This window comes from Mesorhizobium sp. P2_F8, assembly GCF_056403655.1.
Genome location: NZ_JBFUFB010000012.1, coordinates 1 through 23,135, shown reverse-complemented (window position 1 = coordinate 23,135; position 23,135 = coordinate 1). Strand labels below are relative to the sequence as shown.

The following is a 23,135-nucleotide window of genomic DNA, read 5'->3' as shown; positions in this document are numbered from 1 at the left end:
GTGGCGCGATGCGGAATCGCCGCCACCTTTTTGTTTAGGGCGACAGGCGTCCACTTGGACGCGCAAAGGACGCTCTAACGCTTTACGACAATTTTGACCCGGCCCGGAGGGGGGACCCGGACCCGAGTGACGCGACTGAAGTGAGGACAGGGCAGACATGAACGCAATCAGCGTGGAGCGCAGAACCCCATTGCGCGGCTTTGCCCTGACGGCAGCCCTGCTTTCCGGGCTGGCGCTGGCCGGCTGCCAGACCGCGGGCCCTACAGGCGAATTCAACAACATCGACAAGGCGCAAGGCTCGAGCGAGAACATCTCCTCGCTGTCGGCGGTGATCCAGCGCAATCCCAAGGATCCCGAAGGCTACAATGTGCGCGGCTCAGCTTATGGCCGTGGCGGCCAGTACCAGGCGGCGCTCCAGGATTTCAACACCGCGATCCAGCTCAACCCGAATTTCTACCAGGCCTATTCGAACCGTGCGCTCATTCAGCGCTTCCTCGGCAATCAGAAGGCCGCGCTCGACGACTACAACCGCTCGATCCAGATCAATGGCAATTATGACGCCGCCTATATCGGCCGCGGCAATCTCTACCGCAAGGCGGGTCGCACCCAGGATGCCTTCAACGACTTCCAGAAGGCAATCCAGCTCGACACCACCGATGCGCGCGCTTACCACAATCGCGGCCTGATCTATCAGAGCCAGGGCCAGCACAAATTCGCCATCGAGGATTTCTCGACCGCCATCTCGCTAGCGCCGGACGCCGCCGAGCCCTACAACGGCCGCGGCCTTTCCTATCTGGCCACCAACGACGAAGACAACGCCTTTGCCGACTTCAACATGGCGATCAAGCTCGACGGCAAGAACGCCGAGGCCTGGGCCAATCAGGCGCTGATCTACGAGCGGCGCGGCGACAAGGTCAAGGCGGGGAAATCCTACCGCGAAGCCGTGCATCTTGATTCGACTTACCAGCCGGCCAAGGATGGCCTCGCCCGCGTCAGCGGTGCGACTTAGGCGCCAATCAAAACGCTGCCCGTTGTGCGCCCGAACGAGCGCGCGGCTCTCGAAAACCCATCAATCCGGCAACCGCGCATTAACCCCGGCGGGAAGGTGTTGGCGCGTGCCTTGTTCGCGCCAAGTTTTCAGGGGAACGGTCTGGCCACCCAAGCCGTTATTCCAAGCAATTTGCGAAAGGACCCTCCCATGATCAAGAAACTCGCCTGCGCCGCGGCCCTCGCCACGACGGTGTTCGCCGCCGCCCCTGCCAGCGCCGGCAAGCTGCAGCTCGGAACGCTCGACTGCACCATTGATGGCGGCACCTCTTACATCGTCGCTTCCAACAAGGGCGTGTCCTGTGTCTTCCGCCCCTACCACCACGGACCGTCGGAGATTTACACCGGCGTCATCTCCAAGATCGGCGTCGATGTCGGCCAGACGCATCAGGGCCAGCTCGTCTGGGCCGTGCTGGCGGCAACGCGCGAACGTGATGCGGGCGATCTCGCCGGCAGCTATTATGGTGTCAATGCCGAGGCCAGTGTGGTGACAGGCGGTGGCGCCAACCTGCTGGTCGGTGGCTTCAACAGCGCCTTCATGCTGGAGCCGCTCAGCGTGCAAGCACAGACCGGCGTCAACCTCGCCGTGGCCGTGACCTCGCTGGAGCTGATCCACTCGCTCAAGTGATTGCATGGAGCCATGCGCTCCACGACCCCTCTATTTACGGCGCGGAACCAGATAGGATGGTTCCGCGCCGTTTGATTCTTAGGCAATACCGGGAAAAAGGTGAAACGGCTTTGCCAGGAAAAGCGCGTGACGCGTTCCCGTAGGGAATTGCGTCAAAACAAAGAGAAAGAGCGGTTCCGAACCGCTGGGGGGACTGCATGCCAAAGACAGCCATCGTAGCTGCCATATTCGCCACCACGCTTGCCGGAGCGGCGCATACACAGGACAAGGGCATCGAACTCGGCGTGCTGGATTGCGCCATCGGCGGCGGCACCGGCTTCATCTTCGGCTCAAGCAAGGATTTGAGCTGCACCTTCAACCCCGCCGACAAGACCTTTGCGCCGGAAGCCTATTTCGGCGCCGTCAACAAATACGGCCTCGACATCGGCACCACGAAGCAGACGGTGATGCAGTGGATCGTGCTGACACCGCTGAAGAACATCTACGCGCCGGGCGCGCTGGCCGGCGACTATGTCGGCGCCAGCGCCGAGGTAACGGCCGCCGTCGGCGCCGGTGCCAATCTGCTGGTCGGCGGCTCCTCGCAGGCCTTCACCTTGCAGCCACTCAGCCTGCAGACGCAGACCGGCATCAACCTCGCCATCGGCGTCAGCCAGTTCCAGTTGCGCAGCACCGAGAATTGATCGCTCGGTCGCCTGCCGAGAAAAATCTCGAAAATTTCGCTTGAGCTCAACCCCGGTTGAGGTTTTACAAGCCTGCCCCGACTGGAGCGGCGCCCTCGACGCGGCGCGCGATACAAGCTCCCGCCTGCGCATGGTCCTGCCGGAAACCCAGACTGGCTTCTGGCGCCATGCGCTGGCATCGAGATATGGAAGGCAGGGGTGGAAATGACCGGAATCAGCACAAACAGGGTCGACTGGCGCGCTTTGTGGGCAAGCGGCGACCTGGCGCGTTTCTGCTTCATCAGCCTCGGCATCCTGCTGCACGCCACCAACGAGACGATGGTGGCGACGGTGATGCCGGCCATGGTCGGCGAACTGGCCGGCGTCCAGCTCGTCGGCTGGTCTCTGGCCATCTATGAGCTCGGCGCCATCGTTGCCGGCGCCGCGGCCGGACGGCTGGTGAGCTATGTGGCGCTGCGCACCAACATGGTGGTCGCCGCCCTCCTTTATGCCACCGGGGCGCTGATCTGCGCCATCTCGCCTTCCATGCAATTGTTCCTTGCCGGCCGCCTGATCGAGGGGCTTGGCGGCGGCGCGTTGGTGTCGTTGGCCTTCGTCTCGGTCGAACGGCTGTTCTCGCGCGCCATCTGGCCGCAGCTTTTCGGCATCATGTCGGCGATCTGGGGCGTCGCCGCCTTCAGCGGCCCGCTTCTCGGCGCGATCATGACCGAGCTTTTGTCATGGCGCTGGGCCTTTGGCATGTTCACCTTCGGCGGCACTGCGATGGCGCTGGCGAGCCTGATTGTCCTCAACACGCCCGAGGCCACCAGGCCGCAGGCGACCGCGGGCAAGGCGCCGCCCTTCCCATTCGCCGCGCTTGGCTGCCTTGCCGTCGCCGTGGTGCTGATCGCCTCGGCAGGCGTTGACATCGCCCTGCTGCGCTCGTCGGTGCTGATGGCCCTCGGCCTCATCGGCCTGGTGCTGTTCTTCTACATCGACGCGCTGAAGCCGCGCTCCCGGCTTTTTCCGGCGCGGCTGTTCTCTTGGCGTACACCGGTCGGCGCAGGCATGACCATGGTCGCCGCCTTTTCGGTGGCGACCTGTTCCTTCGGCGTCTACGGGCCGCTGATCCTGACCAGCCTGCACAACATCCCGCTGCTCACCACCGGCTACATCATCGCCGCCGAATCGATCGCCTGGTCGATCCTGTCGATCCTCGTCGCCAATGCGCCACCGCACCGCGAGCGGTTGATCATCGTTGGCGGCGCGCTGATGATCGCGACAGGCATCGCCGGCTTTGCCTATACGATACCGCTGGGCTCCATTCCGCTGATCCTGTTTTGCGCCCTGCTGCAGGGTGGCGGCTTCGGCATCGCCTGGCCGTTCCTGACGCGCGTCATCGTTGCCTCCGCCCCGGAGGACGAGCAGACCATCGCCTCGGCTGCGGTGCCGACCATGCAGCGCATCGGCTATGCCGTGGGCGCAGCACTTGCCGGGATCGTTGCCAATGCCAGCGGCTTTTCAGAAGGACTGAATCACGACGCGGCCGCGAATGTCGCGTCCTGGCTGTTTCTTGCCTTCGTGCCGCTCGGCGTTGTGGGCTGCCTCGCGGCCTTGCGGACATCGTCGACGGCAAACCACCTGCAGGAGGCCGTTGGTTAAAGCAATTCGAGGAAAGTGTGAAACCCGGGAAAAGCGATTGGCGCTTTCCCTAAGGGAATTGCTTTAAAACAAAGAGACAGAGCGTCACGTCGAACGGCCTCTATTCGACCTCTCGCAGTCGATAGCCGACACCGGTCTCGGTGGTGATATAGCGCGGCTGGTCGGGGGTCTTCTCGATCTTCTGCCTGAGCTGCCGCACATAGACCCTGAGATACTGCACGTCGGTCGAATCGCCCCAGACCTGCTTCAAAAGGAAATGATGGGTCAGCACCTTGCCGGCGTGCTGCACGAGGATGCGCAGGATCTCGTATTCCTTCGGCGACAGCTTGACGTCCTTGCCTTCGACCTTGACGATGCGTTTGACCAGATCGACCGACAGGTCGCCGGTCTGGAACACCGGCTTTTCACCTTGCTGCTGGAACTTGTGGCGCAGCGCCACGCGGATGCGGGCAACCAGCTCATTCATCCCGAACGGCTTGGTGACGTAGTCGTCGGCGCCAAGTTCCAGAGCCTGGACGATGCCGGCCTCGTCGGTCCGGCTGGACAGGATGACCACCGGAATGTCGAGGCCGTCGTCGCGCCATTTGCGCAACAGCTCGTGGCCACCCATGCCGGGCAGGCCGAGATCGAGCAGGACGAGATCCGGCTTCTCCGCATCCATCAGTTCGATTGCTGCCTTGGCGTTCGGCGCCTCGCTGATCGCGTAGCCCTGGCTGCCGAGCCCGACACGAAGCAGCTTGCGGATCGGCGGCTCGTCGTCGACAACCAATATCCTGACGTTCGAGTTTGTCATGCCAAGTCACCCACTTCGTTGTCGTCCGTATTGGCGGCATCGAGATCGGGCTGGTTCGCCGGCTTCGGCATCTTGATGGTGAAGACAGCGCCCGAACGGTCGGTTCGGTTTGCCGCCGTGATCGTGCCCCCCATCGCCTCGATGAAGCCGCGGCAGATCGACAGGCCGAGCCCGGTGCCGGCGCGGACCTGGTCGCGCTTGCGCACCCGGTAGAACGTATCGAAAATCCGTTCCAGGTCGCCGGGAGGGATGCCCGGCCCTTCATCCATGATCTGCAGGATAACGGAACCATTGTCGGTCCAGCCCTGTATCCGGATCGTCGAGCCGGGCGGCGCGTATTTCGCTGCATTGTCGAGGAGATTGAACAGCGCCTGCTCGAACAGCACGGGGTCGACTTTCAACATCGGCAAATCGCTGGGGATGTCGATCTCGGTCTTGTGCTCAGCGATGATTTTCCTGGCTCTCTGCAGAGCGGACCCGACGATGTCTCCGACATAGTGGAAAGCATAGTTCGGCTCCATCGCGCCAGACTCGATCTTGGTCATGTCGAGCAGATTGGCGATGAAGCGGTTCAATCGCTCGGATTCGTCGAGCACGGTCGTCAAGAGCTCCACCCGGTCCTGTTCGGGAAGTGCCGGCGCAAATTCCCTCAGTGTGCCGGCCGCGCCCATGATGGCGGCGAGCGGCGTCTTCAAATCATGCGAGATGGACGTGAGAAGTGCCGAGCGCAGCCTGTCCGCCTCGGCCGCGAGCTTGGCGCGGTCGACGTCGGCGACGAGCTGGATGCGCTCGATGGCGACCGCCGCTTGATCGGCCAGCGCATCGAGCAGGCGCTGCTGCTCGGGCGTCAGCAACGGACCCTGCTTGTCGTTGTCGAGGCCGACGACGCCGATGGCCGTGCGCCCAGTGCGCAAGGGAAGATAGAGGCGCTTGGCGCCCGGAAGCGTATCGGCGCCGCGTCCCGCGGCACGGTTGTGCTCCCAGGCCCAGCGGGCGGCCGCGATGTCGGCCTCGGCCAGCGTGTCGTCGGGCGGATAGCCGGCCTTGACGGTGATCGTTCCGTCTTCGGGCAGCAACAACACCACCCGCAGCTTCAGCATCGAGGCGATCTGGAAGGCGGTGGCCCAGAGAACGTCGTCGAGCGTGCCGGCGCCGGCGAGCTTCTTTGAAAAGAGGTAGATGTCCTCGGTGGCTCGCGCTCGCGAGCGGGCGGCGATCGCCTGGCGCTGCACGCGCACCGTCAGATTGCTGGCAATGACGGCGACAACCAGGAAGACGCCGAGCGCAACGATGCTCTCCGGATCCCGGATCGTCAGTGTGTAGCGCGGCTCCAGGAAAAAATAGTTGAACGCAAGCGCGCTGGCGAGACAGGCATACAGAGCCGGCCACAATCCGCCGGTCACCGCCGATGCCAGCACCCCGACGAGAAAGATGATGGCGAGGTTGCGAACGTCCAGGAACTGGTCGAGAAGAACGGCGAAGGCGAGCGAGCCAGCGACATAGGCCGTAGCCTTGAGATAGGGCCAGATCTGGAACTGCCTCTGCTCGTCCGCCGCCCTGACGTTCCTCGACGTCGCCTCGGTGTTGCGTTCGTTTCCCGAAATGACATGGACGCTGATGTCACCGGCATTGCGGATGAGATCGTAGGTGAGCGAGCCTTCGATCAATTCGCGCCAGCGCGACCGGGTCGGCCTGCCGACCACGATATGGGTGAAATTGTTCGCCGTCGCATAACGCACGATGTCCTGCGCCAAATTCTGACCCGGAATGGTCGTCACCTCGGCACCAAGCTGTTGGGCGAGGCGCAGATTCGTGGCGAGACGGTCCTTGTCCTCCTCGGGCATGCTGGCCGAGCGAGGGCTGTCGACATGCAGCGCCGTCCACGGCGCGCGAAGCCGGTCGGCCAGCCTGCGTGCATAGCGGACGCGGGCCGACCCTCCCTGGCGCGCGTCGAGACAGACGAGGACCCTTTCGCCTGCAGCCCACGGCCCGGGAATGGCATGAGCCTGCATATGGATCAGCAACTGGTCGTCGACGCGCTGGGCGGTGCGGCGCAGCGCCAATTCCCTCAGCGCCGTCAGATTGCCGGGCGAGAAATAGTTCTCGATGGCGCGCTGGGCGGTGTTGGGGAAATAGACCTTGCCTTCCTCGAGCCGCTTGATCAGGTCGTCGGGGGTGAGATCGATGATCTCGACATCGTCGGCCTGGTCGATGATGGAATCGGGAACCGTCTCGCGGACCCTGACCTTGGTGATCTGGGCGACGACATCGTTCAGACTTTCGACATGCTGGATGTTGAGCGTCGTGTAGACGTCGATGCCTCGCGTCAGGATTTCCTGGACGTCGAGGTAGCGCTTGGGGTGGCGGCTGCCAGGCGCGTTGGTGTGGGCGAGTTCGTCGACGAGAACCAGCGCCGGACGCCGGGCGAGGATGGCGTCGATATCCATCTCGTCAAGGACGCGCCCCTTGTAGTCGACCTTGCGCCGCGGAATGACCTCATAGCCCTCGACCAGGGCCAGTGTTTCCTTGCGGCCATGCGTCTCGACGACGCCGATCACCACGTCGACGCCGTCGGCCAGCCTGGCGCGGCCCGACATCAGCATCTCGTAGGTCTTGCCGACGCCGGGTGCCGCACCCAGGAATATTCTCAGGCGGCCGCGTTCCTCCCGCTCGGCATGATCGAGCAGCGCGTCGGGAGAAGGTCTGGTTTCGTTGCGGCTGTCGTCCGGCATCAGCATCGATCATGGATGGCGCCGGGGGTACTGTCGATCCCCGGCACCCACCATTCACTATTTCGCGGCGTCCAGTGCAAGGTTGAGACCAAGCACGTTGACCACCGGTTCTCCCATGAAGCCGAGCTCCCTGCCCTCGACCTGGCTGTCGACAAGCGCCTTGACCTTGGCTTCATCTATCCCCCTGGCCTTGGCCACACGGGCGACCTGGAAGTAGGCCGCTTCGGGGCTGATATGCGGATCGAGGCCGCTGCCGGACGTCGTCACCAGATCCATCGGCACGGGCTGATTCGGATTCTCCGCTTTCAGCTTTTCGGCATCGCCCTTGATGCGGTCGATCAGCTTGGGGTTGGTCGGGCCGAGGTTGCTGCCGCTGGAGGCAGCGGCGTTGTAGCCATCGCCGGCTGCCGAGGGGCGGCCATGGAAATACTTGTCGCTGGCAAAGGCCTGGCCGATCAGTTCGGAGCCGACAACCTTGCCGTCCTTTTCGATCAGGCTGCCATTGGCCTGGCGCGGGAACAGCGCCTGGGCGATGCCGGTCATGCCGATCGGATAGATCAGGCCGGTCAGCACCGTGAAGAAGACGATCATGATGATCGCGGGTCTTATCTGGGTGAGCATGGACGTATTCCTTAAGCGAGGCCGAGGGCGGTGACGATCATGTCGATCGCCTTGATGCCGACGAAGGGGACGATGATGCCGCCGAGGCCGTAGACAAGCAGGTTGCGGCTGAGCAGCGCGCCGGCGCCGATGGCACGATATTTGACGCCTTTCAGCGACAGCGGGATCAGCGCGATGATGATCAGCGCGTTGAAGATAATGGCCGACAGGATAGCGCTTTGCGGCGTCGCCAGATGCATGATGTTGAGCGCCTGCAGCGGGCCGGTCGTTTGCCCCGGCGCGACGTAGAACACGGCGAACATCGCCGGGATGATGGCGAAGTACTTGGCGACGTCGTTAGCGATCGAGAACGTGGTCAGCGAACCGCGCGTCATCAGCAGCGCCTTGCCGATCTCGACGATCTCGATCAGCTTGGTCGGATCGCTGTCGAGGTCGACCATGTTGCCGGCCTCGCGAGCGGCGACCGTGCCGGTGTTCATGGCGACGCCGACATCGGCCTGGGCAAGGGCCGGCGCGTCGTTGGTGCCGTCGCCGCACATGGCGACAAGCTTCCCCTTGGCCTGCTCGTCGCGGATCAGCTTCAGCTTGTCCTCGGGCGTCGCCTGGGCGAGGAAGTCGTCGACGCCGGCTTCCGCGGCGATGGCCGCCGCCGTCATCGGGTTGTCACCGGTGATCATCACCGTACGGATGCCCATCTTGCGCAGTTCGGCGAAGCGCTCCCGGATACCGCCCTTGACGATATCCTTGAGATGCACGACGCCCAGCAGGCGCCCGTCACGCTCGACGGCCAGCGGCGTGCCGCCCGACTTGGCGATCTCGTCGGCGATCGCCTGGAGGTCCCTGACGGTATCGCTGCCGGGCCGTGTAGCGTGGGCTGCGACCGTCGACTGGCTGACATGGGCGAGCACGGAATCGACCGCGCCCTTGCGCACCGAGGAGCCGTCGATATCGACGCCGCTCATCCGGGTCTGCGCGGTGAAGGGCACGAAGGTCGCATGCAGCGTTGCCATGTCGCGGGCGCGGATGGCGTATTTCTCCTTGGCCAGCACGACGATCGAACGGCCTTCCGGCGTTTCATCGGCAAGCGACGCGAGTTGGGCGGCGTCGGCCAGTTCCTGCTCGGTGACGCCCTTGACCGGGCGAAACTCGGTCGCCTGGCGGTTGCCGAGCGTGATGGTGCCCGTCTTGTCGAGGAGCAGCGTGTCGACGTCGCCGGCCGCCTCGACCGCGCGGCCGGACATCGCCAGCACGTTGAAGCGCACCAGGCGGTCCATGCCGGCGATGCCGATGGCCGACAGCAGGGCGCCGATCGTCGTCGGGATCAGGGTCACGAACAGCGCGACCAGCACGGTTACCGAGATGTAGCCGCCCGAATAGGAAGCGAAGCTCGGGATCGTCGCCGTAGCCAGCACGAAGATCACCGTCATGCCGACGAGAAGGATGTTGAGCGCGATCTCGTTCGGCGTCTTCTGGCGTTCCGCGCCTTCGACCAGCGAGATCATGCGGTCGAGGAAGGTATGGCCCGATGCCGCGGTGATGCGCACGCGGATCCAGTCGGACAGCACCTGGGTGCCGCCGGTGACCGCCGAACGGTCGCCGCCGGATTCGCGGATGACTGGCGCGGATTCGCCTGTTATCGCCGCTTCGTTGACGGAAGCGACGCCTTCGATCACTTCGCCGTCCGACGGGATGATGTCACCGGCCTCGACCAGCACGGCATCGCCGACCTTGAGGCTGGTACCGGGCACGAGTTTGTATTTCGTGCGGTCTTCGCCGGTCAAAAGCTTGGCCTGGGTTTCGGTGCGCGCCTTGCGCAGCGAATCCGCCTGAGCCTTGCCGCGGCCTTCGGCGACAGCTTCGGCGAAATTGGCGAACAGCACGGTGAACCACAGCCAGATGATGATCTGCAGCGTGAAGCTGAAATCGCCACCGCCGGTGATCAGATCCCTGACAAACAGCACGGTCGTAAGCGCCGAAACGACGGCGACGACGAACATCACGGGGTTCTTGATCAGGGTGCGCGGGTTCAATTTCTTGAAGGCCCCGCCGATGGCGGGCAAGAGGATGCTAGCATCCATGATGCTCGCGGATTTTGAGTGGCTCATTTTGGAGCTCCGGCTTCGCTGTTGTTGGATGGCACCGATCGATCGGATGCCGAAAAGGGCGGCCCATAGACCAGCAGCCAGATCACGATCATGACCGCCGCAATGCCCAGGAACGTGGATACGCTCGGGAAGGGAGGGGGAGTTGCCTCCCCCTCATTATCGGCCTTGGGCCGAGCCTTGCGACGCGTGGTGTTGAACCAGGACATGATTTCTATCCAAGACGGGGCGGCATCAGAATGTTTGCCCATGGATCATTGCCAGGTGTTCGACGATCGGCCCGATCGCCAGTGCCGGGAAGAAGGTCAGGCCGACGACGATCAGGATGACGCCGACCAGCAGGCCGACGAACAGCGGTCCATCGGTCGGGAACGTGCCCGCCGAGGCCGGGACCGTCTTCTTGGCCACCAGCGAGCCGGCAATGGCCAGCGCCGGAATGATGACCAGGAAACGTCCCATCAGCATGGTGATGCCGAGCGTGATGTTGTACCAGGGCGTGTTGCCGCTGAGGCCGCCAAAGGCCGAGCCGTTGTTCGCCGCCGCCGAGGTATAGGCGTAGAGTATCTCGGAGAAGCCATGCGGCCCGCCATTGGCGATGGATGCCACAGCGCTCGGCAGGACTACGGCGATGGCCGTGAAGACCAGCATCGCCAGCGGCAGGCAGAGGATGGCCAGCATCGCCATCTTGACTTCCTTGGCTTCGATCTTCTTGCCGAGATATTCGGGCGTGCGGCCAACCATCAGTCCGGCAACGAAGACGGCGACGACGATGAACATCAGGATGCCGTAGAAGCCGGCGCCGACGCCGCCGACGATGACTTCGCCGAGCTGCATGTTGATCATCGGGATGAAGCCGCCGAGTGCCGTGAAGCTGTCGTGCATGGCGTTGACCGCGCCGCAGGATGCGGCGGTGGTGACGACCGCAAACAGGGCCGACATGGCGATGCCGAAGCGCGTCTCCTTGCCTTCCATGTTGCCGCCGTCGATGCCAAGGGCGTGCACCAGCGGATTGCCGCCAGCTTCCGCCCAGTAGCAGACGGCGACACCGGCGATGAACAGGACGCCCATCGTGGCCAGGATCGCCCAGCCCTGGCGCTGGTTGCCGACCATGCGGCCGAAGACGTTGGTCAGGGCAGCACCGAGTGCGAAGATCGTCACCATCTGGATCAGGTTGGAGATCGCATCGGGATTTTCGAACGGATGCGCGGCATTGGCATTGAAAAAGCCGCCGCCATTGGTGCCGAGCATCTTGATGGCCACCTGCGAGGCGACCGGACCGACCGCGATCGTCTGCTGGGCGCCTTCAAGCGTGGTGGCGTTGACATACGGGCCGAGCGTCTGCGGCATGCCGAGATAGACGTAGACAAGGGTCAGGACGATGCAGAGCGGCAACAGCACATAGAGGGTGCAGCGGGTCATATCGACCCAGAAATTGCCGATGGACTTGGCCGAGGCACGGGCGAAACCACGGATCAGCGCGACCGCGATGGCGATGCCGACCGCCGCCGACAGGAAGTTCTGCACGGTGAGGCCGGCCATCTGCACGAGGTAGGACATCGTGCTCTCGCCACCATAGTTCTGCCAGTTGGTGTTGCTCACGAAGCTGACGGCGGTGTTGAAGGCGAGGTTGGGTTCGACAGCGGTCATGCCGGCGGGATTGTAAGGCAGGACGCCTTGCAGCCGCTGCAGGACGTAAAGCACCAGGAAGCTGGCAACGCTGAAGAGCATGATGCCTGCCGCATAGGCGGTCCAGTGTTGCTCCTCGCGTTCACTGGTGCCGGCGACGCGATAGAGCCCGCGTTCAATCGGGCCTAGAACCGGCGAAAGAAATGTCCGGTCGCCGTTGAAGACGCGGTACATGTAGCCGCCGAGCGGCTTCACCAGCAAAACGACGATCCCGCAATAGACGAGGATCTGTAGCCATCCGTTGAGTGTCATGGTTGTAGCTTTCCGGACCTTGCGTCAATTGCCGTCAGAAGCGTTCTGGACGAACGAGGGCGTATGTCAGGTAGACGAGCAGGAACAGCGTCACGCTGCCACCGAGAATATAGTCGACGAGCATTTTGCGATCCTCGCGTTAGAGAATGTCACAGGCTTTGATGTAGGCGAAGGACAGGGCAAAAAACAAAATCCCGATCCCGAGAACGACGATGTCCATTGTGCTTGTTCCTTGCTTCCGATCTTCTACTTTCGACCGTAGCGCCTGCCACAGGCAGGTCGGCGATTGCGTAAACAGGTCGGCGATTGCGTAAAAAGCGGCCCGCCATACTTCAGGTGTGACGGCGCCAACTTTTGCTCAAGGCGGAATATGGACCCGATCGCCATAAAGGTTCGAGACGGGGCGGGAAGGAAAGAAATAGGAATTTTATAAAGGTTTTTCGCCCGGCTCATGGCCGGCCCCGGGCCAACAAATTTKGGTCGCTGGGGACGTCATTGCCGCAACGAGCGGAACAAAACTTCCAATGCGAGATTGTCGACCTGAGGGCTCACCACAGGAGATGACCATGGCAAAGCAGAAAATGCTCGACGATCTGTTTCACGACACCCTGAAGGACATCTATTTCGCCGAGAAGAAGATCCTGGCGACGCTGCCGAAAATGGCCAAGGCCGCGCAGAGCGCCGACCTGAAAGCGGCCTTCGAAAAGCACCGCACCGAGACGGAGGGCCATGTCGCAAGGCTGGAGAAGGTCTTCGGCGTCATCGGCAAGAAGGCGGTCGGCAAGACGTGTGCGGCCATCATGGGCATCACCGAGGAAGGCGCCGAGATCATGGAGGAATACAAGGAATCTCCGGCGCTCGACGCCGGCCTCCTCGCCGCAGCGCAAGCGGTCGAACACTATGAGATTTCGCGCTATGGCACGCTGAGGACCTGGGCCGGCGAACTCGGCCTGAACGATGCGGTGACGCTTCTCGAAGCCACGCTGAAGGAGGAGAAGGCCACAGACGAAGCCCTGACGCAGATCGCGGAGACGGCTGTGAACGTTGCAGCCGAAGCGGCGTAACCCAAAACTCATGATCGGTGAGCCGCGCCAGGAACGAGCTAGCGCGGTTCCCGCATCATGCTGAGATAGGTCGGGTCGAACTCGGCTATTTCCTGCAGCCGGTGCCAGTCGAGAATGGTCACCGTGTGGTTCGCCCAGTTGACGACGCCGACCTTGCGCAAGGCGCCGATAACGCGGTTCATATGCACAACCGAGAGGCCAAGCACGTCGGCCAGTTCGGCCTGTGAAAGCGGCAGATGAAAGCTCATGCCGTTGGTGCGTTGCACCACCTGCAAGCGCACGAAAAGTTCACAGACGAGATGGGCCAGATGCGAGGTCTTGGAGCGGCGTCCCATCGCCACGATCCACTCGCGGTGAATGGCGCCATCAACCAGCGTGTCCAGCCACAACAGCCGGGTCAGATGCGGTGCCTCCTCGGTGATGGCACGCAGCCGGCTGTGATCGGCGAACATGACATGACAAGGCGACAGGGCGACGATGCCGTGATCCATAGTCTTCAGCAGGAAAGCGTGGAGATCGACGAAGTCGCCAGGCACCTGCAATGAGGTGAACTGTCGGCCGCCATTCTCCAGCACCTTGTAGCGTGCCGCCAGGCCGTCGAGGATCAACGTCGAATAAGTCGGCCGCGATCCCGAGGCGACAATGTCCTGTCCGGTGGCAAAATGCCTTTCGAAGGTCATGGCACCGGCCAGCAACGCTTTCTCGCCGTCGGAGAGCGCGTCGTGTTGGCCAAGGTTCAGATAAAGCGATTCAAGCACCGCTATCTCCAGCGAAGGGGCTCAGAGCTGATCGCCAATTCGTTTGGCGCAAGCATGGGGCGGCTGCGGAAGCACTAGGTCTTCGGACGGGGCCAGGCATTAACATTTGTTAGAGTGCACTTATTCGCCGGCAAACGCCACCTCAGGTGGAACAACAGTTCGGTCCGTGAATTGTCGGTTGAATCTCTCGCGCACGTCATCACCTGGAGGTCCAGCGCATCATGCCCAGATACTACCTCGACCTCTACAATGGTGATGGTTTGACGGTCGACGATGACGGGCAGGTGTTCGAAACGCGCGAACGCCTGCGGCGAGAGGCGATTCGCATATTGCCCGACATCGTCCGCGACGAGATGATCGAGAACGATCGCACGGTCATTACCGTCAAAGTGCGGGACGAGAGCGGGCGCCATGTCTTCGAAGCATCGCTGGTCGTCTCTTCCGGGTGGTGTGACTGAGAGCCTCGGCCCAGGGCTCGGACCGAAAGATTCCACTGGCCATCATTTGTAATCGTCACCGCCGCCGCACCGCTGCACCATACGGAGACTGATTGAGGTGACAACGGTTCCGAAACCGACGTCCCAGCAGCGGAAGGACCGGCATATGAATCGCGCGAAAGTCGATACGGAGCGCGACGAACGCGCCAAGCGTGAGTCGCTGATCGTGACCGCCGGCGAGCGAGCGGCGCGAGAGGAAAAGACGGCCAGGCTGAGAGCTCTGCGCCTTGCCGCGCAGTCGGCGGACCAGCCGGCATCGGCAGGCCCCAAGCCGCCACGGCGGCGCGCACGTTCGACGCAATGATTGTCGCGCAAGGTACACAGCCCGCATCTGTGATTTCCTGCGGTTCCTGAAAAAGCGAAAACCCGGCTGGGTCGAGCCGGGCTTCTGCGATGGCTGGTATAGATTAGCCACCACGATGGGAGGTGGCGTCAGGCGGCGTAGCCGCCATAACCGCGGGCAACTGCGTGTACACCCGCCGTTGGCTCGAGATCCGGCCACAGGATGCCGGAAGCCTGGGCAAATTCGACCAGCGCACGGCGCGCCTGCTCGATGGTCACATAACCCGGAACCGCGAGATCACATGCCTTCATCGCGTTGCGATAAAGCGGGCCGCGGCGGGAAGTCGTCCAATCGGTCAGGAAATCGTGCATTTCGGCCAGCGAGGCAATCTCGCGCTTGAAGCCAAGGCCGACGGTCAGTGCCACCGGTGAATGAAACAGCTTGTCGTGCATGAAACGGGCTCCTGATTATCGCAGCGCCAGGAGAGATATCCGGGCTGGTCCACGAACGGGACGCGGTGAAACGCGCCGCGCGGCAGGAGGTTCCAGGCCGAGCGCTTTTACATGAAGGCGGCGGTCATCCTTTGCTCGCGATGCCCACATGAGGGCTATGAGCGATCGGCGGATTGTCGCGTGAGGCTGGTCGGCATCCGCCAGGACCTTGCACCACTTGCGACTGGAGCCTCGCGTGTCTCACGCTGCTTCGACAGGCGAAGAACTGCCGCAAGCCTGTTTCCCAGCGAGACGCCGGGCTTTTCAACAAAAAGGTGCGCGACCAGCGCCATGAGGAGCAGAAGCACCATCGCCATAACGATCACAAGCCAATACTGGGTGGCGTTGTCCAAGGCGAAGGTCCGCACGGGCGCGATGGAAAATATCGCTACGAAGGCAAGGCCCTGCAAGAGAAAGATGCCATAGCTGATCTCGCCCAGTCGCACTGAACGGTTGGAAGTCAGAAGGCCAAAGAAATCGGCGCCCGAGACGATCAGGAAGAAGGCACCGGTGCACAGCAGCATCGGTCCCGGCGCGTAAGCAACCCTATAGGTGGCAAAAACATACACCAGCAGCGCCAGGGCGATGGCGGACAGCACGTGCCGGTGCACCTTCACCAGCAGGGCGTTTGCTTCAAGCGTCGCGCACAACATGCCGCCGGCGAAAAGTCCCAGGTAGCTGTAGCCGCCGCTGCCTCCACTCATCGACATGACAATGGAAAAAGCCAGCAGAACGGCCGGCAATCCTATGCGGGTAACCGGGTGCCGGCTGAATATGGCTGCGATCGGCAGGCTGAAATAGAACAGCCATTCATAGGGCAAGGTCCAGGTTACGCAGGCCAACACGCAGACGCGGGCACTCGAAAGCGGGATATAGCCAAAGACACCAAACAGCAGATTGAAAAATGCCCGCTCGTAGGTCGCGAAGGTCGAATAATCGATCCGGCCGTCAACGACCTCCAAGGCCATCGCCACGCCGACGGCCAAAATGTAGAGCGGCCCGATCCTGAAAGCCCGCTTGAGCAACAGGGTCGGAAAATCCACGGAGGCCTTTGCCGATAGCAGTTTCCCCCAAAACAGATAGGCGGAGATGATGAAGAAGAAGGACACCCCCATTTGTCCCAACAGGCCGTAGAAAGCGGAGGGCGGATACCTCCATGCGCCGGTCGTCAGGAATTCATGGTAGATGACGGCGTGGTGGAGTGCGACGGCGAGCGCCAGATAGCCTCGCATTCCGTCGATCGCCCGGACCCTGGCCGCGGTCGCTTCGAAGCCGACCCGCTGAAACAGCGGCAAGCCTGCTAGCGGCCAAACCAGCGCGACGACCACGAAGGCGGGCCAGAGATCATAAAGTCCAATCACGATTGCTCCGAGCCGATGCGCACAGCCTGCTGAGTCCCTGTAGGACTATGCAACCTTGCCCAGCGCCGGCACAAGCGTTCGCCACGATCCGCGTGATGCTTCCCGCTGCGGCTAGCCGAACAATCGCTGACCTGCCTGACCGAAGCCATCGAGCGCAACGACAACCGGAATCGGGAATTCTGGAGACGTTGGCCGATTGCGCTTGACGTGTGGTCCCTATCGCCGCCCGAGCGCGTTTGCTTCAGCCAATGTGGCCAGCACTTGCTCGACTTTCTGCGCCGAGGCGTCCGTGCGCTCGATGTGCCGCATCACCTGCTGCGTCAGCATCGCAAGCCTTGCCGCGCGATATACGTCACCGTTTCTCGCGGTTTCAAGGTTGAAGGTCGCGATCATCATGGCAACAATCCCAAAATCATGGAGCACTACGATGCCGGTGGATCGATCTTCGTCAGGCGCTCTCTGGCCTCGATCACACGCCGCTGAGCGGCCCGTATCCTGCCGCAGAGCGCGAGATTGATCCCGACTCCGCAGTCTTCATCCAGCATTTCCTTGGCGCGCCTGAGGGCGGACTCCGCCCGCTTGACGCGCTGTCTGGCCTTGGCCAGTTCCAAGATCATGAGATCGGCCATTGCGCCGCGTCCACTGTGCTCCGGGGTGTACATCATGAAGTGCTAACTCATGAAGGAGCGGATCGTTCCCCCGTTGAGGCCTGGCACCGAGATCACGAATAGAGTCTGGTTGCCACGAACCCTTCAACGGAGATCTCTTCCCATGACAGCGAGACCACGATGGCGGGCTTTTCTATTGCCCTGCGGTCAGGACGAGCGTACGCACTCTTGCCTTGGTTCGCTTTAGGCAATGCTCTGGAATATTTGGCCAAGTCGCCTCAGCGCATTCTTCGCCAGGCTGCACGTTCGCGGCTTGGGTAGCGGTGGTTGAGGTGAAGAGCACTGTCTGCGTGATGAGCGCCGCAACGGCGGCGACCTGGATCAGGACGGTAGCTAGGGCGATTTTCTTGAGCACGCGAGGAAACGCTCCACCCCGCTCCTGGTTCCTCCGGCTTGTGATTTTCGTTCAGATTGGCCCACTCCCTTACGGTGTGGACTTTTCTGCTTGAGCAGGCCAGCCAAGCAGGGAAAGAAGCAGGAGACCTAAGCTAGTCAGAAATCACCAGCGATTTCAACGCGTCGTCGAACGATGGTGGCGGGCCACGAACGATGAAAATGGGCACTATGTCTACGCTAGAGCGCTCTAGAATGACCGGAAATCGTTTCTCATCGAACACCTTATAGCGAATCCTAGGGTCGGCCTCTTTCATAACTCCGATCAAGCCGATTCCCACCCGACCTGCCTTTCGCATGGCGTCCTTCGAAAAGCCCGCGTTGCTGCATATCAAGGTGACATCCGCGGCAAGATCGCGACGCTTTGAATCGGCAGCATCGATGACGGCAATCCCTATTCGCCGTTTGTGCGAGTCGTAGTCCTTGCATTCGATCAGGATCTGCCTCGTCACGCCGTCCACGGTGCCTGTGATCAGTACGTCGACCTCTCTAAGGCCATCCGGCCCGTTTACCCACTCGCCGACCTTCACCTCGGCGGAAGGATCGAACTGCTTCGCCACGTCGGCAACGACTTGTTCATAGGCCCTTCCGAGCTTGGCCATACGGAGGTTTCCTCGGTTGTCCGTGCCCGAAAATGGCTCACCAATGCATGGCGCTTGCCTCGTCAGGGCGCTACTGCAGTTTCAGATTTGCAAGGCGGTTGGCCTTTGAAGTCACGAGCAAGGCACCCATACTTGTCGAACGTCTGCCCGGTTTCCCTCGCGGCTTTGGCCATACCGCAGGCCGAAATGGCCAGGCAGGAGAGCAGAGCAATCGCGGTTCTCATAACGAGCATCGATTCATGTCTGCGCCTCATTTTCCGTCCTTTTACGATGCCCGAATTGCCAGAGGTTGACCGTGATCGGCGCCGGGGTCAACCGTCCCGAAGACGCACGCGATTGAGCATCGTTGCACATTTCGGCGCTTGCCATCCCTTCGTTACGGCGACCCTTCAAACGGATCTCGCCAATGGCTAGATCGAAACCGTCCAAGCAATTATCGCAGGCTGAAATCGAGCGCTTTCTCGTGGCAGCGGAAGCGCTGCATTGGAGCATCGTGAAGCCGTTCATATCGCCACACTGCGAGCACTACCGCGCTACGCGTGTCTTGCATGAGGGGCTGTTGAAGGCCGTTCGGGAAGTGACGGGAAGGAAGTCGAGTTTATCCCATGGAATGTGACGGGTCCGGTGCGATGCCCCCGGCTGAGTAGCGCGCGGGCTGGGACTTCAGTCTTAGTCCCGCCAATAGGCTTAATTGCGAAGTTTCTAATATGCCCATAGTTTTGGCAGCGCGGGGAACGCAACCCCTTCCCGCAGTGACCGGTGCGGCTTTCGCATCCCCAAGATAGCCCCAAGGCCGCACCGGCCATCGTATCAAGAACGGGTCGCACGGACGGTCGGGCTTGTTTGCCGAATCGTGGAAGGCAGTCCCAAGTGCTCTCAACTGTTTTACGGGAAAAGCTGGTGTGCGAATGCGGTCGCACCGGTTATCTGAAACTACGAGAAGACGATCAGCCCCTCAGCGGGACCTGGGAATCCTACAGCCTGGAGGGGTTCAATGGCGGCAGCCTGACGATCACCAGTTGCGGAAATATTCCGGGCGACAAGTTGGCCTATTTCCGTCCTTTGTGTCCTCAATGCAGCCAGTGGGGCAAGGTAAAGTATGCCAGCCGGACCTGAGCCCGTACGGACCACTTACATCGCGAGCGTGTTTGAGAAGCCGCATTGGCGGACCGTGCTGACCACCAAGGACAAGGCCGAAGCAGAGGCGCTAGAACAGGCGATGGCCCAGGACGACGTTAAGGCGCGGATCGAGGAAATCACGCCGAAGCCGAAGCGGGCGGTAGGCTTTGAGTGATGGTAAGAAGTCTAGCCAGCACCGCCACCGTGATTGCAACGATAGCTGCCGCTATCGTGCTGACATTTATGGCAGCTAAGAGATTTGAGCTACGGCGCCCAAATCCGATCGAGGCTCATATCGAGAGGAATATCTGAGGGATGCGGGATGACCTGCTACAATCCCGTATGGCCGTCCGAATAGTGGTTATCCTGGCGCTTCTGTCCGCCTTCGCCTACGGATTCGCAAAACTTGTGGAACGCTATGGTGGCGTTGGCGATAGGCCCTCTCCGTGTGAGCAATCGTCTGATTGCCCCGACCTGAACGCGCCGCCTCCTGAACTTGAGCCTAAGCCTTCTTAGGCCGCACCCGGCGCCGCCGCCGGACAACCCTAGCGAAACAGCCAATAGACGCCATATGCAAGAGCTCTGAATGAAATGCGCGATCGCTTGATTGAATATGGCGTCTCCCGCAAGACACGGGTTTACCAAGCTTCGCCCCGCAAGGGCGCGCTTGACGATTTCAGCCTCGGCAGCGACACAGCGCCGAGCCTATGGCTCGCTACAGGGCCAATCTTCAGGCCTCGTCAAGCCAGAAGGCAACTCGGTCCGGGCGTCTCCGCAAGCCATGTTGAGCTGCCACTGGGACAGACCCGCCGAATTGGAAAGATCGAGGCCCTCGATACGGGTCTGAAAGAAAAAAGCGCGGTCAAAGTCTATCGGCGCGGTGAACGTCGCTCCTCGGAAGTCCGCCCGCGCGAGATTGGCAAACGAAAAGCGGCTGCCGCTGATATTGGCGTCATGGAACTGCGCTCGCCCCAATTCCGCCTTTGTGAAATCAACATTGGTCAGATTGGCGTCCTGGAAATTCGAGCGCTGCACTTCCGCGCTCGTAAACACAGCGCCCTGCGCGTCCATACGGCTGAAGTCGGTCCTGTAGGCCTCGATTTTGTCGAACCGGGCGCCTTTGGCGGTCGAGTCGGCCAGGGAAGCACGCACAAGCGTTGCCTTCTCAAAATTCGCCGCAAGGAGATTGCTGTTCCTGAGGTCGGTCGAAGTGAAATCAACACCGAACAGGTTCGCCCCGCTCAGGTCCTCTCCTGTTAGGATGAGAAGCTTTTTGTCACAGTCCTGCCAATTGACGCCAGCCGCCGCCGCTGCGTCGCAATTTTGAGCGGCAGTGGCGTTCTGCCATGCAAATACAATGCAAACCGCTAGAACCAAGCCGGATGCGCCGTAAGCTCTGGTTCGTCTCAAAGTCATTGTTGCTGGACCTCTGCTACTCGCCGACAATCAACCTTACCATATCTGCTGACACTCGAAAGCGACGGCATTTTGCCCGCTAATCCCGCTAGTCCCCACCGCCAAATGAAAAGCCCGCCACCGTTGAGGCAGCGGGCTAAAATGGTGGGCGTCGGACCTATTCAATGCAAGAGCCCGGCAGGTAGCGCTCAGGCCTGAGATTCCAGATCGTCGGGTCACATGACGGTTTCGCCGTAGTCTCCCGGACAGTACCCTTCCAAGTCGCCGCCGTCCTCGTCGTCGCGGTGGTCGAGCTCCAGATCATCGAGGCAGCCGAGCGACGGCTCGTCGTCTGCTGTCTCCTCCAGGTCGCAATCGACTTCCATGAGATCGGGCGCGGTGATCAGCGACATGGCGCGAAAGTCGTTGAGGCGCTTCTCGACCGACTGGCGCCATTGGCGGGGATCCATACCCTTCGGCATGCCGAGAGGCTGCAGGATGGGCGTGTGTGCGTTCATGACAAGCCCCTATCGTGGTTTTCATAGTATGCCGAGGCCAGTTGAGGCCGGCCAGACATGCGCCTTCCACAAGGCACGTAGATGGTCAGAGTGGCTGATGTCGGCCATCCAAAATCAGCCTGTTATGCGAGAAATCTGGAGGAGAGAGCGGGACACTCTCCTCCACAGCCCTGGAGCCCTTGTATCCCTTGACTTCTGGGCTTTGAAGACTCACCTGTGGGGCACCAACGTGGGGCACCGGGGTGCAAATGGCAAACCAGAGGCAATATCTCGAATGGCACGGGCAGCAATGGCGGGTCCGCGTTAAAGTCCCTGCAAAGGTGCGGGATTTGATTGGACGAGGCAAGCTAACTCACCCTCTCCATACCGCCGACCTCAAGGATGCGGATGCCCGTAAGTGGCCAATCGTATCTCGGCTAAAGGGGGCCATTGCGGCTGCGGAAAAGGCACTCGCGACGAATGATCCCTTGGAAGCTGAAGCTCTCCGGCATCGACTTTCCAGCGACGAGGAAAACACTCAGTTTGCCGTAAGGCTTCGCGCCGAGCAGGTTGAAGAAACTGAGGGGCTCGCCCGCGCAAAGGCGTTCTACGCCCTCGCTAGCGGCCAGGTAACGCCCCTTGACCACCATGCTATCGAGTTCCTGAAGCACCAAGGCTATCGCCTCAAGTCGGAAGGGGATTTCCAGAGGGCGCTAGGTTGGCTTGGTGATTGGCTTCGTGACAGTCGGCTTCCTGTCGCCCTTGAGGCTGTGAGACGGGTAGACGCGGGAAAGTTCCTCTCTGAGTCGCTGTTGGTTGGGAGGAGCCGCCAGAAGGCGACGGCCTATCTCGGATTCATTAGGCAATACTGGACGTGGCTGCTCGACAAGGGGCACCTGCCAGCCGGCGAGAATCCTTGGGCGGGCCAGAGGCTTCCAGCAGAGCGACGGCAGGCCCGTGACGCAGAGATAGACAGAGGCAAGCGCCCGTTCACGGATGAGGAAATGACCAAACTGCTCAACGAAGACGGCGGCCCACTACTCAATGACCTGATGCCAATCGGAGCGCTGAGCGGAATGCGGATCGAGGAGATTTGCCAGATCCAAGTTTCGGATTGCCGAGATGGGACGTTCAACGTGTGGGCAGGGAAGACGGACAACGCCCGGCGTAAGGTACCGATCCACAGCGGGCTTGCAGGGATTATCAAGCGGCGTATGGAGGGCAAGAAGGACAACGACTATCTCTTTGACGAGTTGCCGCAGATCCCAAAGTCACGCGAGACGCGCTCCGACCCAGCCGCGAAGCAGTTCACGCGGTATCGCCGTAAGGTGGGTGTCGATGAGCGCCCGAACGACAAGGCGAAGAGCAATGTGGATTTCCACTCGTTCCGCCGATGGTTTATCTGCAAGGCCCGTGATGCCATGCTTGCAGGAGCAGAGGGCTTTGACGAGTGGACCATCACGTGGGTTGTGGGCCACACCGATAGCGAGCGTGYCAAAAGCCTTGACCTCAGTCAGCACGGCTACGCGGGGCAGGACCCGGAGAAGGCTAAGAGAGCGCTTGTGGAGGCCGTGAATGTTGATTGCCACTGAGAAGTGACCCGGCATTGAAGGATATTTCCATCGAGAATTGACCCATGTTTGAACCTTGCCCTGCGTGTTGCAGCGGGGGCTACGGAGTGATCGACATGGCATTATTGAGCGTGATCCGACGCTGGCATTTTCGAGAGCATTTATCGATCCGTGAGATCAGCCGCAGGACCGGCCTGTCGCGGAATACTATTCGCAGATATCTGCGTTCTGACGGTGTTGAGCCAAAGTTCAAG

General features: G+C 61.4%; 25 protein-coding genes and 2 pseudogenes. 12 read left to right on the top strand and 15 right to left on the bottom strand.

Translation table 11 applies throughout. The annotated features are described in order from the left end of the window. Positions 1 to 157: 157 nt before the first annotated feature. The 4 genes from AC1DZP_RS26425 (at position 158) to AC1DZP_RS26410 (ending at position 3,996) form a co-directional block, all read left to right on the top strand. Positions 158 to 1,009 carry a tetratricopeptide repeat protein gene (locus tag AC1DZP_RS26425; protein WP_477306458.1) on the top strand — a complete coding sequence of 284 codons (852 nt, stop codon included), beginning with the start codon at positions 158 to 160 and terminating at the stop codon, positions 1,007 to 1,009. A gap of 189 nt (positions 1,010 to 1,198) precedes the next feature. Beyond that, positions 1,199 to 1,675 carry a DUF992 domain-containing protein gene (locus AC1DZP_RS26420; RefSeq protein WP_095084635.1) on the top strand — a complete coding sequence of 159 codons (477 nt, stop codon included), beginning with the start codon at positions 1,199 to 1,201 and terminating at the stop codon, positions 1,673 to 1,675. Positions 1,676 to 1,872: 197 nt separating this feature from the next. Next, the gene (locus tag AC1DZP_RS26415) at positions 1,873 to 2,355 is read left to right on the top strand and encodes a DUF992 domain-containing protein (RefSeq protein WP_477306456.1); all 483 of its coding nucleotides are present in this window, start codon (positions 1,873 to 1,875) and stop codon (positions 2,353 to 2,355) included. Between the two features lie 204 nt (positions 2,356 to 2,559). After that, a complete protein-coding gene (locus AC1DZP_RS26410) occupies positions 2,560 to 3,996 on the top strand; it encodes an MFS transporter (RefSeq protein ID WP_477306455.1) in 1,437 nt (478 codons plus the stop codon). Positions 3,997 to 4,096: 100 nt separating this feature from the next. On the opposite strand, the gene AC1DZP_RS26405 is transcribed toward AC1DZP_RS26410, so the two are convergent. Genes AC1DZP_RS26405 through AC1DZP_RS26375 form a run of 7 tightly spaced genes read right to left on the bottom strand, consistent with a single transcriptional unit; the run spans position 4,097 to position 12,306 of the window. Further along, positions 4,097 to 4,789: a response regulator transcription factor gene (locus AC1DZP_RS26405; protein ID WP_457153126.1), complete on the bottom strand. Its 693-nt coding sequence runs from the start codon at positions 4,787 to 4,789 to the stop codon at positions 4,097 to 4,099. Then, positions 4,786 to 7,521, bottom strand: coding sequence for a DUF4118 domain-containing protein (locus AC1DZP_RS26400; protein ID WP_477306453.1), 2,736 nt, complete (start codon positions 7,519 to 7,521; stop codon positions 4,786 to 4,788). Before AC1DZP_RS26400 ends, AC1DZP_RS26405 begins: the two co-directional genes overlap by 4 nt. Positions 7,522 to 7,578: 57 nt before the next feature. Further along, positions 7,579 to 8,142, bottom strand: coding sequence for a potassium-transporting ATPase subunit KdpC (kdpC, locus tag AC1DZP_RS26395; RefSeq protein WP_477306451.1), 564 nt, complete (start codon positions 8,140 to 8,142; stop codon positions 7,579 to 7,581). Between the two features lie 11 nt (positions 8,143 to 8,153). Further along, a complete protein-coding gene (kdpB, locus tag AC1DZP_RS26390; RefSeq protein ID WP_477306449.1) occupies positions 8,154 to 10,247 on the bottom strand; it encodes a potassium-transporting ATPase subunit KdpB in 2,094 nt (697 codons plus the stop codon). Further along, positions 10,244 to 10,453, bottom strand: coding sequence for a hypothetical protein (locus AC1DZP_RS26385; protein WP_095084640.1), 210 nt, complete (start codon positions 10,451 to 10,453; stop codon positions 10,244 to 10,246). The genes kdpB and AC1DZP_RS26385 overlap by 4 nt, the downstream gene beginning before the upstream one ends. Before the next feature lie 25 nt (positions 10,454 to 10,478). Then, the gene (gene kdpA / locus AC1DZP_RS26380) at positions 10,479 to 12,182 is read right to left on the bottom strand and encodes a potassium-transporting ATPase subunit KdpA (protein WP_477306447.1); all 1,704 of its coding nucleotides are present in this window, start codon (positions 12,180 to 12,182) and stop codon (positions 10,479 to 10,481) included. Positions 12,183 to 12,216: 34 nt separating this feature from the next. Next, entirely contained in the window at positions 12,217 to 12,306 is a 90-nt protein-coding gene (locus AC1DZP_RS26375) for a K(+)-transporting ATPase subunit F (protein ID WP_095084642.1), read from the bottom strand. A gap of 442 nt (positions 12,307 to 12,748) precedes the next feature. On the opposite strand from AC1DZP_RS26375, the gene AC1DZP_RS26370 reads away from it, so the two are divergent. Next, on the top strand, positions 12,749 to 13,246 hold the full coding sequence (locus AC1DZP_RS26370; RefSeq protein ID WP_477306445.1) for a YciE/YciF ferroxidase family protein: 498 nt from the start codon (positions 12,749 to 12,751) through the stop codon (positions 13,244 to 13,246). A 38-nt stretch (positions 13,247 to 13,284) separates the two neighbouring features. Here the strand turns inward: AC1DZP_RS26370 and AC1DZP_RS26365 are convergent, their stop codons facing one another. Continuing rightward, the gene (locus AC1DZP_RS26365; protein ID WP_477227958.1) at positions 13,285 to 14,004 is read right to left on the bottom strand and encodes a Crp/Fnr family transcriptional regulator; all 720 of its coding nucleotides are present in this window, start codon (positions 14,002 to 14,004) and stop codon (positions 13,285 to 13,287) included. A 221-nt stretch (positions 14,005 to 14,225) separates the two neighbouring features. On the opposite strand from AC1DZP_RS26365, the gene AC1DZP_RS26360 reads away from it, so the two are divergent. After that, entirely contained in the window at positions 14,226 to 14,462 is a 237-nt protein-coding gene (locus AC1DZP_RS26360; RefSeq protein WP_095084645.1) for a DUF6894 family protein, read from the top strand. 145 nt (positions 14,463 to 14,607) lie between these two features. After that, positions 14,608 to 14,805 (top strand): hypothetical protein, encoded by a 198-nt coding sequence (locus AC1DZP_RS26355; protein ID WP_477306443.1) that lies wholly within the window; start codon positions 14,608 to 14,610, stop codon positions 14,803 to 14,805. Between the two features lie 128 nt (positions 14,806 to 14,933). Here the strand turns inward: AC1DZP_RS26355 and AC1DZP_RS26350 are convergent, their stop codons facing one another. From AC1DZP_RS26350 to AC1DZP_RS26330, 5 genes are all read right to left on the bottom strand, one after another. Next, complete coding sequence (locus tag AC1DZP_RS26350) at positions 14,934 to 15,236, bottom strand: DUF982 domain-containing protein (protein WP_095084647.1); 303 nt, start codon at positions 15,234 to 15,236, stop codon at positions 14,934 to 14,936. Between the two features lie 155 nt (positions 15,237 to 15,391). After that, complete coding sequence (locus AC1DZP_RS26345; RefSeq protein WP_477306441.1) at positions 15,392 to 16,603, bottom strand: acyltransferase family protein; 1,212 nt, start codon at positions 16,601 to 16,603, stop codon at positions 15,392 to 15,394. Positions 16,604 to 16,852: 249 nt separating this feature from the next. Then, positions 16,853 to 17,032 carry a hypothetical protein gene (locus AC1DZP_RS26340; RefSeq protein WP_477306439.1) on the bottom strand — a complete coding sequence of 60 codons (180 nt, stop codon included), beginning with the start codon at positions 17,030 to 17,032 and terminating at the stop codon, positions 16,853 to 16,855. 26 nt (positions 17,033 to 17,058) lie between these two features. Then, complete coding sequence (locus tag AC1DZP_RS26335) at positions 17,059 to 17,265, bottom strand: hypothetical protein (protein ID WP_457155682.1); 207 nt, start codon at positions 17,263 to 17,265, stop codon at positions 17,059 to 17,061. Positions 17,266 to 17,792: 527 nt separating this feature from the next. Next, a complete protein-coding gene (locus AC1DZP_RS26330; RefSeq protein WP_477306437.1) occupies positions 17,793 to 18,299 on the bottom strand; it encodes a restriction endonuclease in 507 nt (168 codons plus the stop codon). Between the two features lie 406 nt (positions 18,300 to 18,705). Between AC1DZP_RS26330 and AC1DZP_RS26325 the strand changes: the two are divergent. Together AC1DZP_RS26325 and AC1DZP_RS26320 are read left to right on the top strand one after the other, a co-directional pair. After that, positions 18,706 to 18,935, top strand: a pseudogene (locus AC1DZP_RS26325) (hypothetical protein); the annotation flags it as partial. 463 nt (positions 18,936 to 19,398) lie between these two features. Beyond that, the gene (locus AC1DZP_RS26320) at positions 19,399 to 19,593 is read left to right on the top strand and encodes a hypothetical protein (RefSeq protein WP_477306435.1); all 195 of its coding nucleotides are present in this window, start codon (positions 19,399 to 19,401) and stop codon (positions 19,591 to 19,593) included. A 530-nt stretch (positions 19,594 to 20,123) separates the two neighbouring features. Here AC1DZP_RS26320 and AC1DZP_RS26315 read toward each other — a convergent pair. Together AC1DZP_RS26315 and AC1DZP_RS26310 are read right to left on the bottom strand one after the other, a co-directional pair. Further along, positions 20,124 to 20,834 (bottom strand): pentapeptide repeat-containing protein, encoded by a 711-nt coding sequence (locus AC1DZP_RS26315; protein WP_477306433.1) that lies wholly within the window; start codon positions 20,832 to 20,834, stop codon positions 20,124 to 20,126. A 215-nt stretch (positions 20,835 to 21,049) separates the two neighbouring features. Next, a complete protein-coding gene (locus tag AC1DZP_RS26310; RefSeq protein WP_477306431.1) occupies positions 21,050 to 21,331 on the bottom strand; it encodes a hypothetical protein in 282 nt (93 codons plus the stop codon). Positions 21,332 to 21,579: 248 nt separating this feature from the next. On the opposite strand from AC1DZP_RS26310, the pseudogene AC1DZP_RS26305 reads away from it, so the two are divergent. The 3 genes and pseudogenes from AC1DZP_RS26305 to AC1DZP_RS26295 form a co-directional block, all read left to right on the top strand. Next, positions 21,580 to 21,759, top strand: a pseudogene (locus AC1DZP_RS26305) (DUF6538 domain-containing protein); the annotation flags it as partial. A 39-nt stretch (positions 21,760 to 21,798) separates the two neighbouring features. After that, complete coding sequence (locus AC1DZP_RS26300; RefSeq protein WP_477306740.1) at positions 21,799 to 22,902, top strand: tyrosine-type recombinase/integrase; 1,104 nt, start codon at positions 21,799 to 21,801, stop codon at positions 22,900 to 22,902. A gap of 95 nt (positions 22,903 to 22,997) precedes the next feature. Then, positions 22,998 to 23,135 (top strand): helix-turn-helix domain-containing protein (locus tag AC1DZP_RS26295; RefSeq protein ID WP_477306738.1); only part of this gene is annotated, 138 nt, incomplete at its 3' end.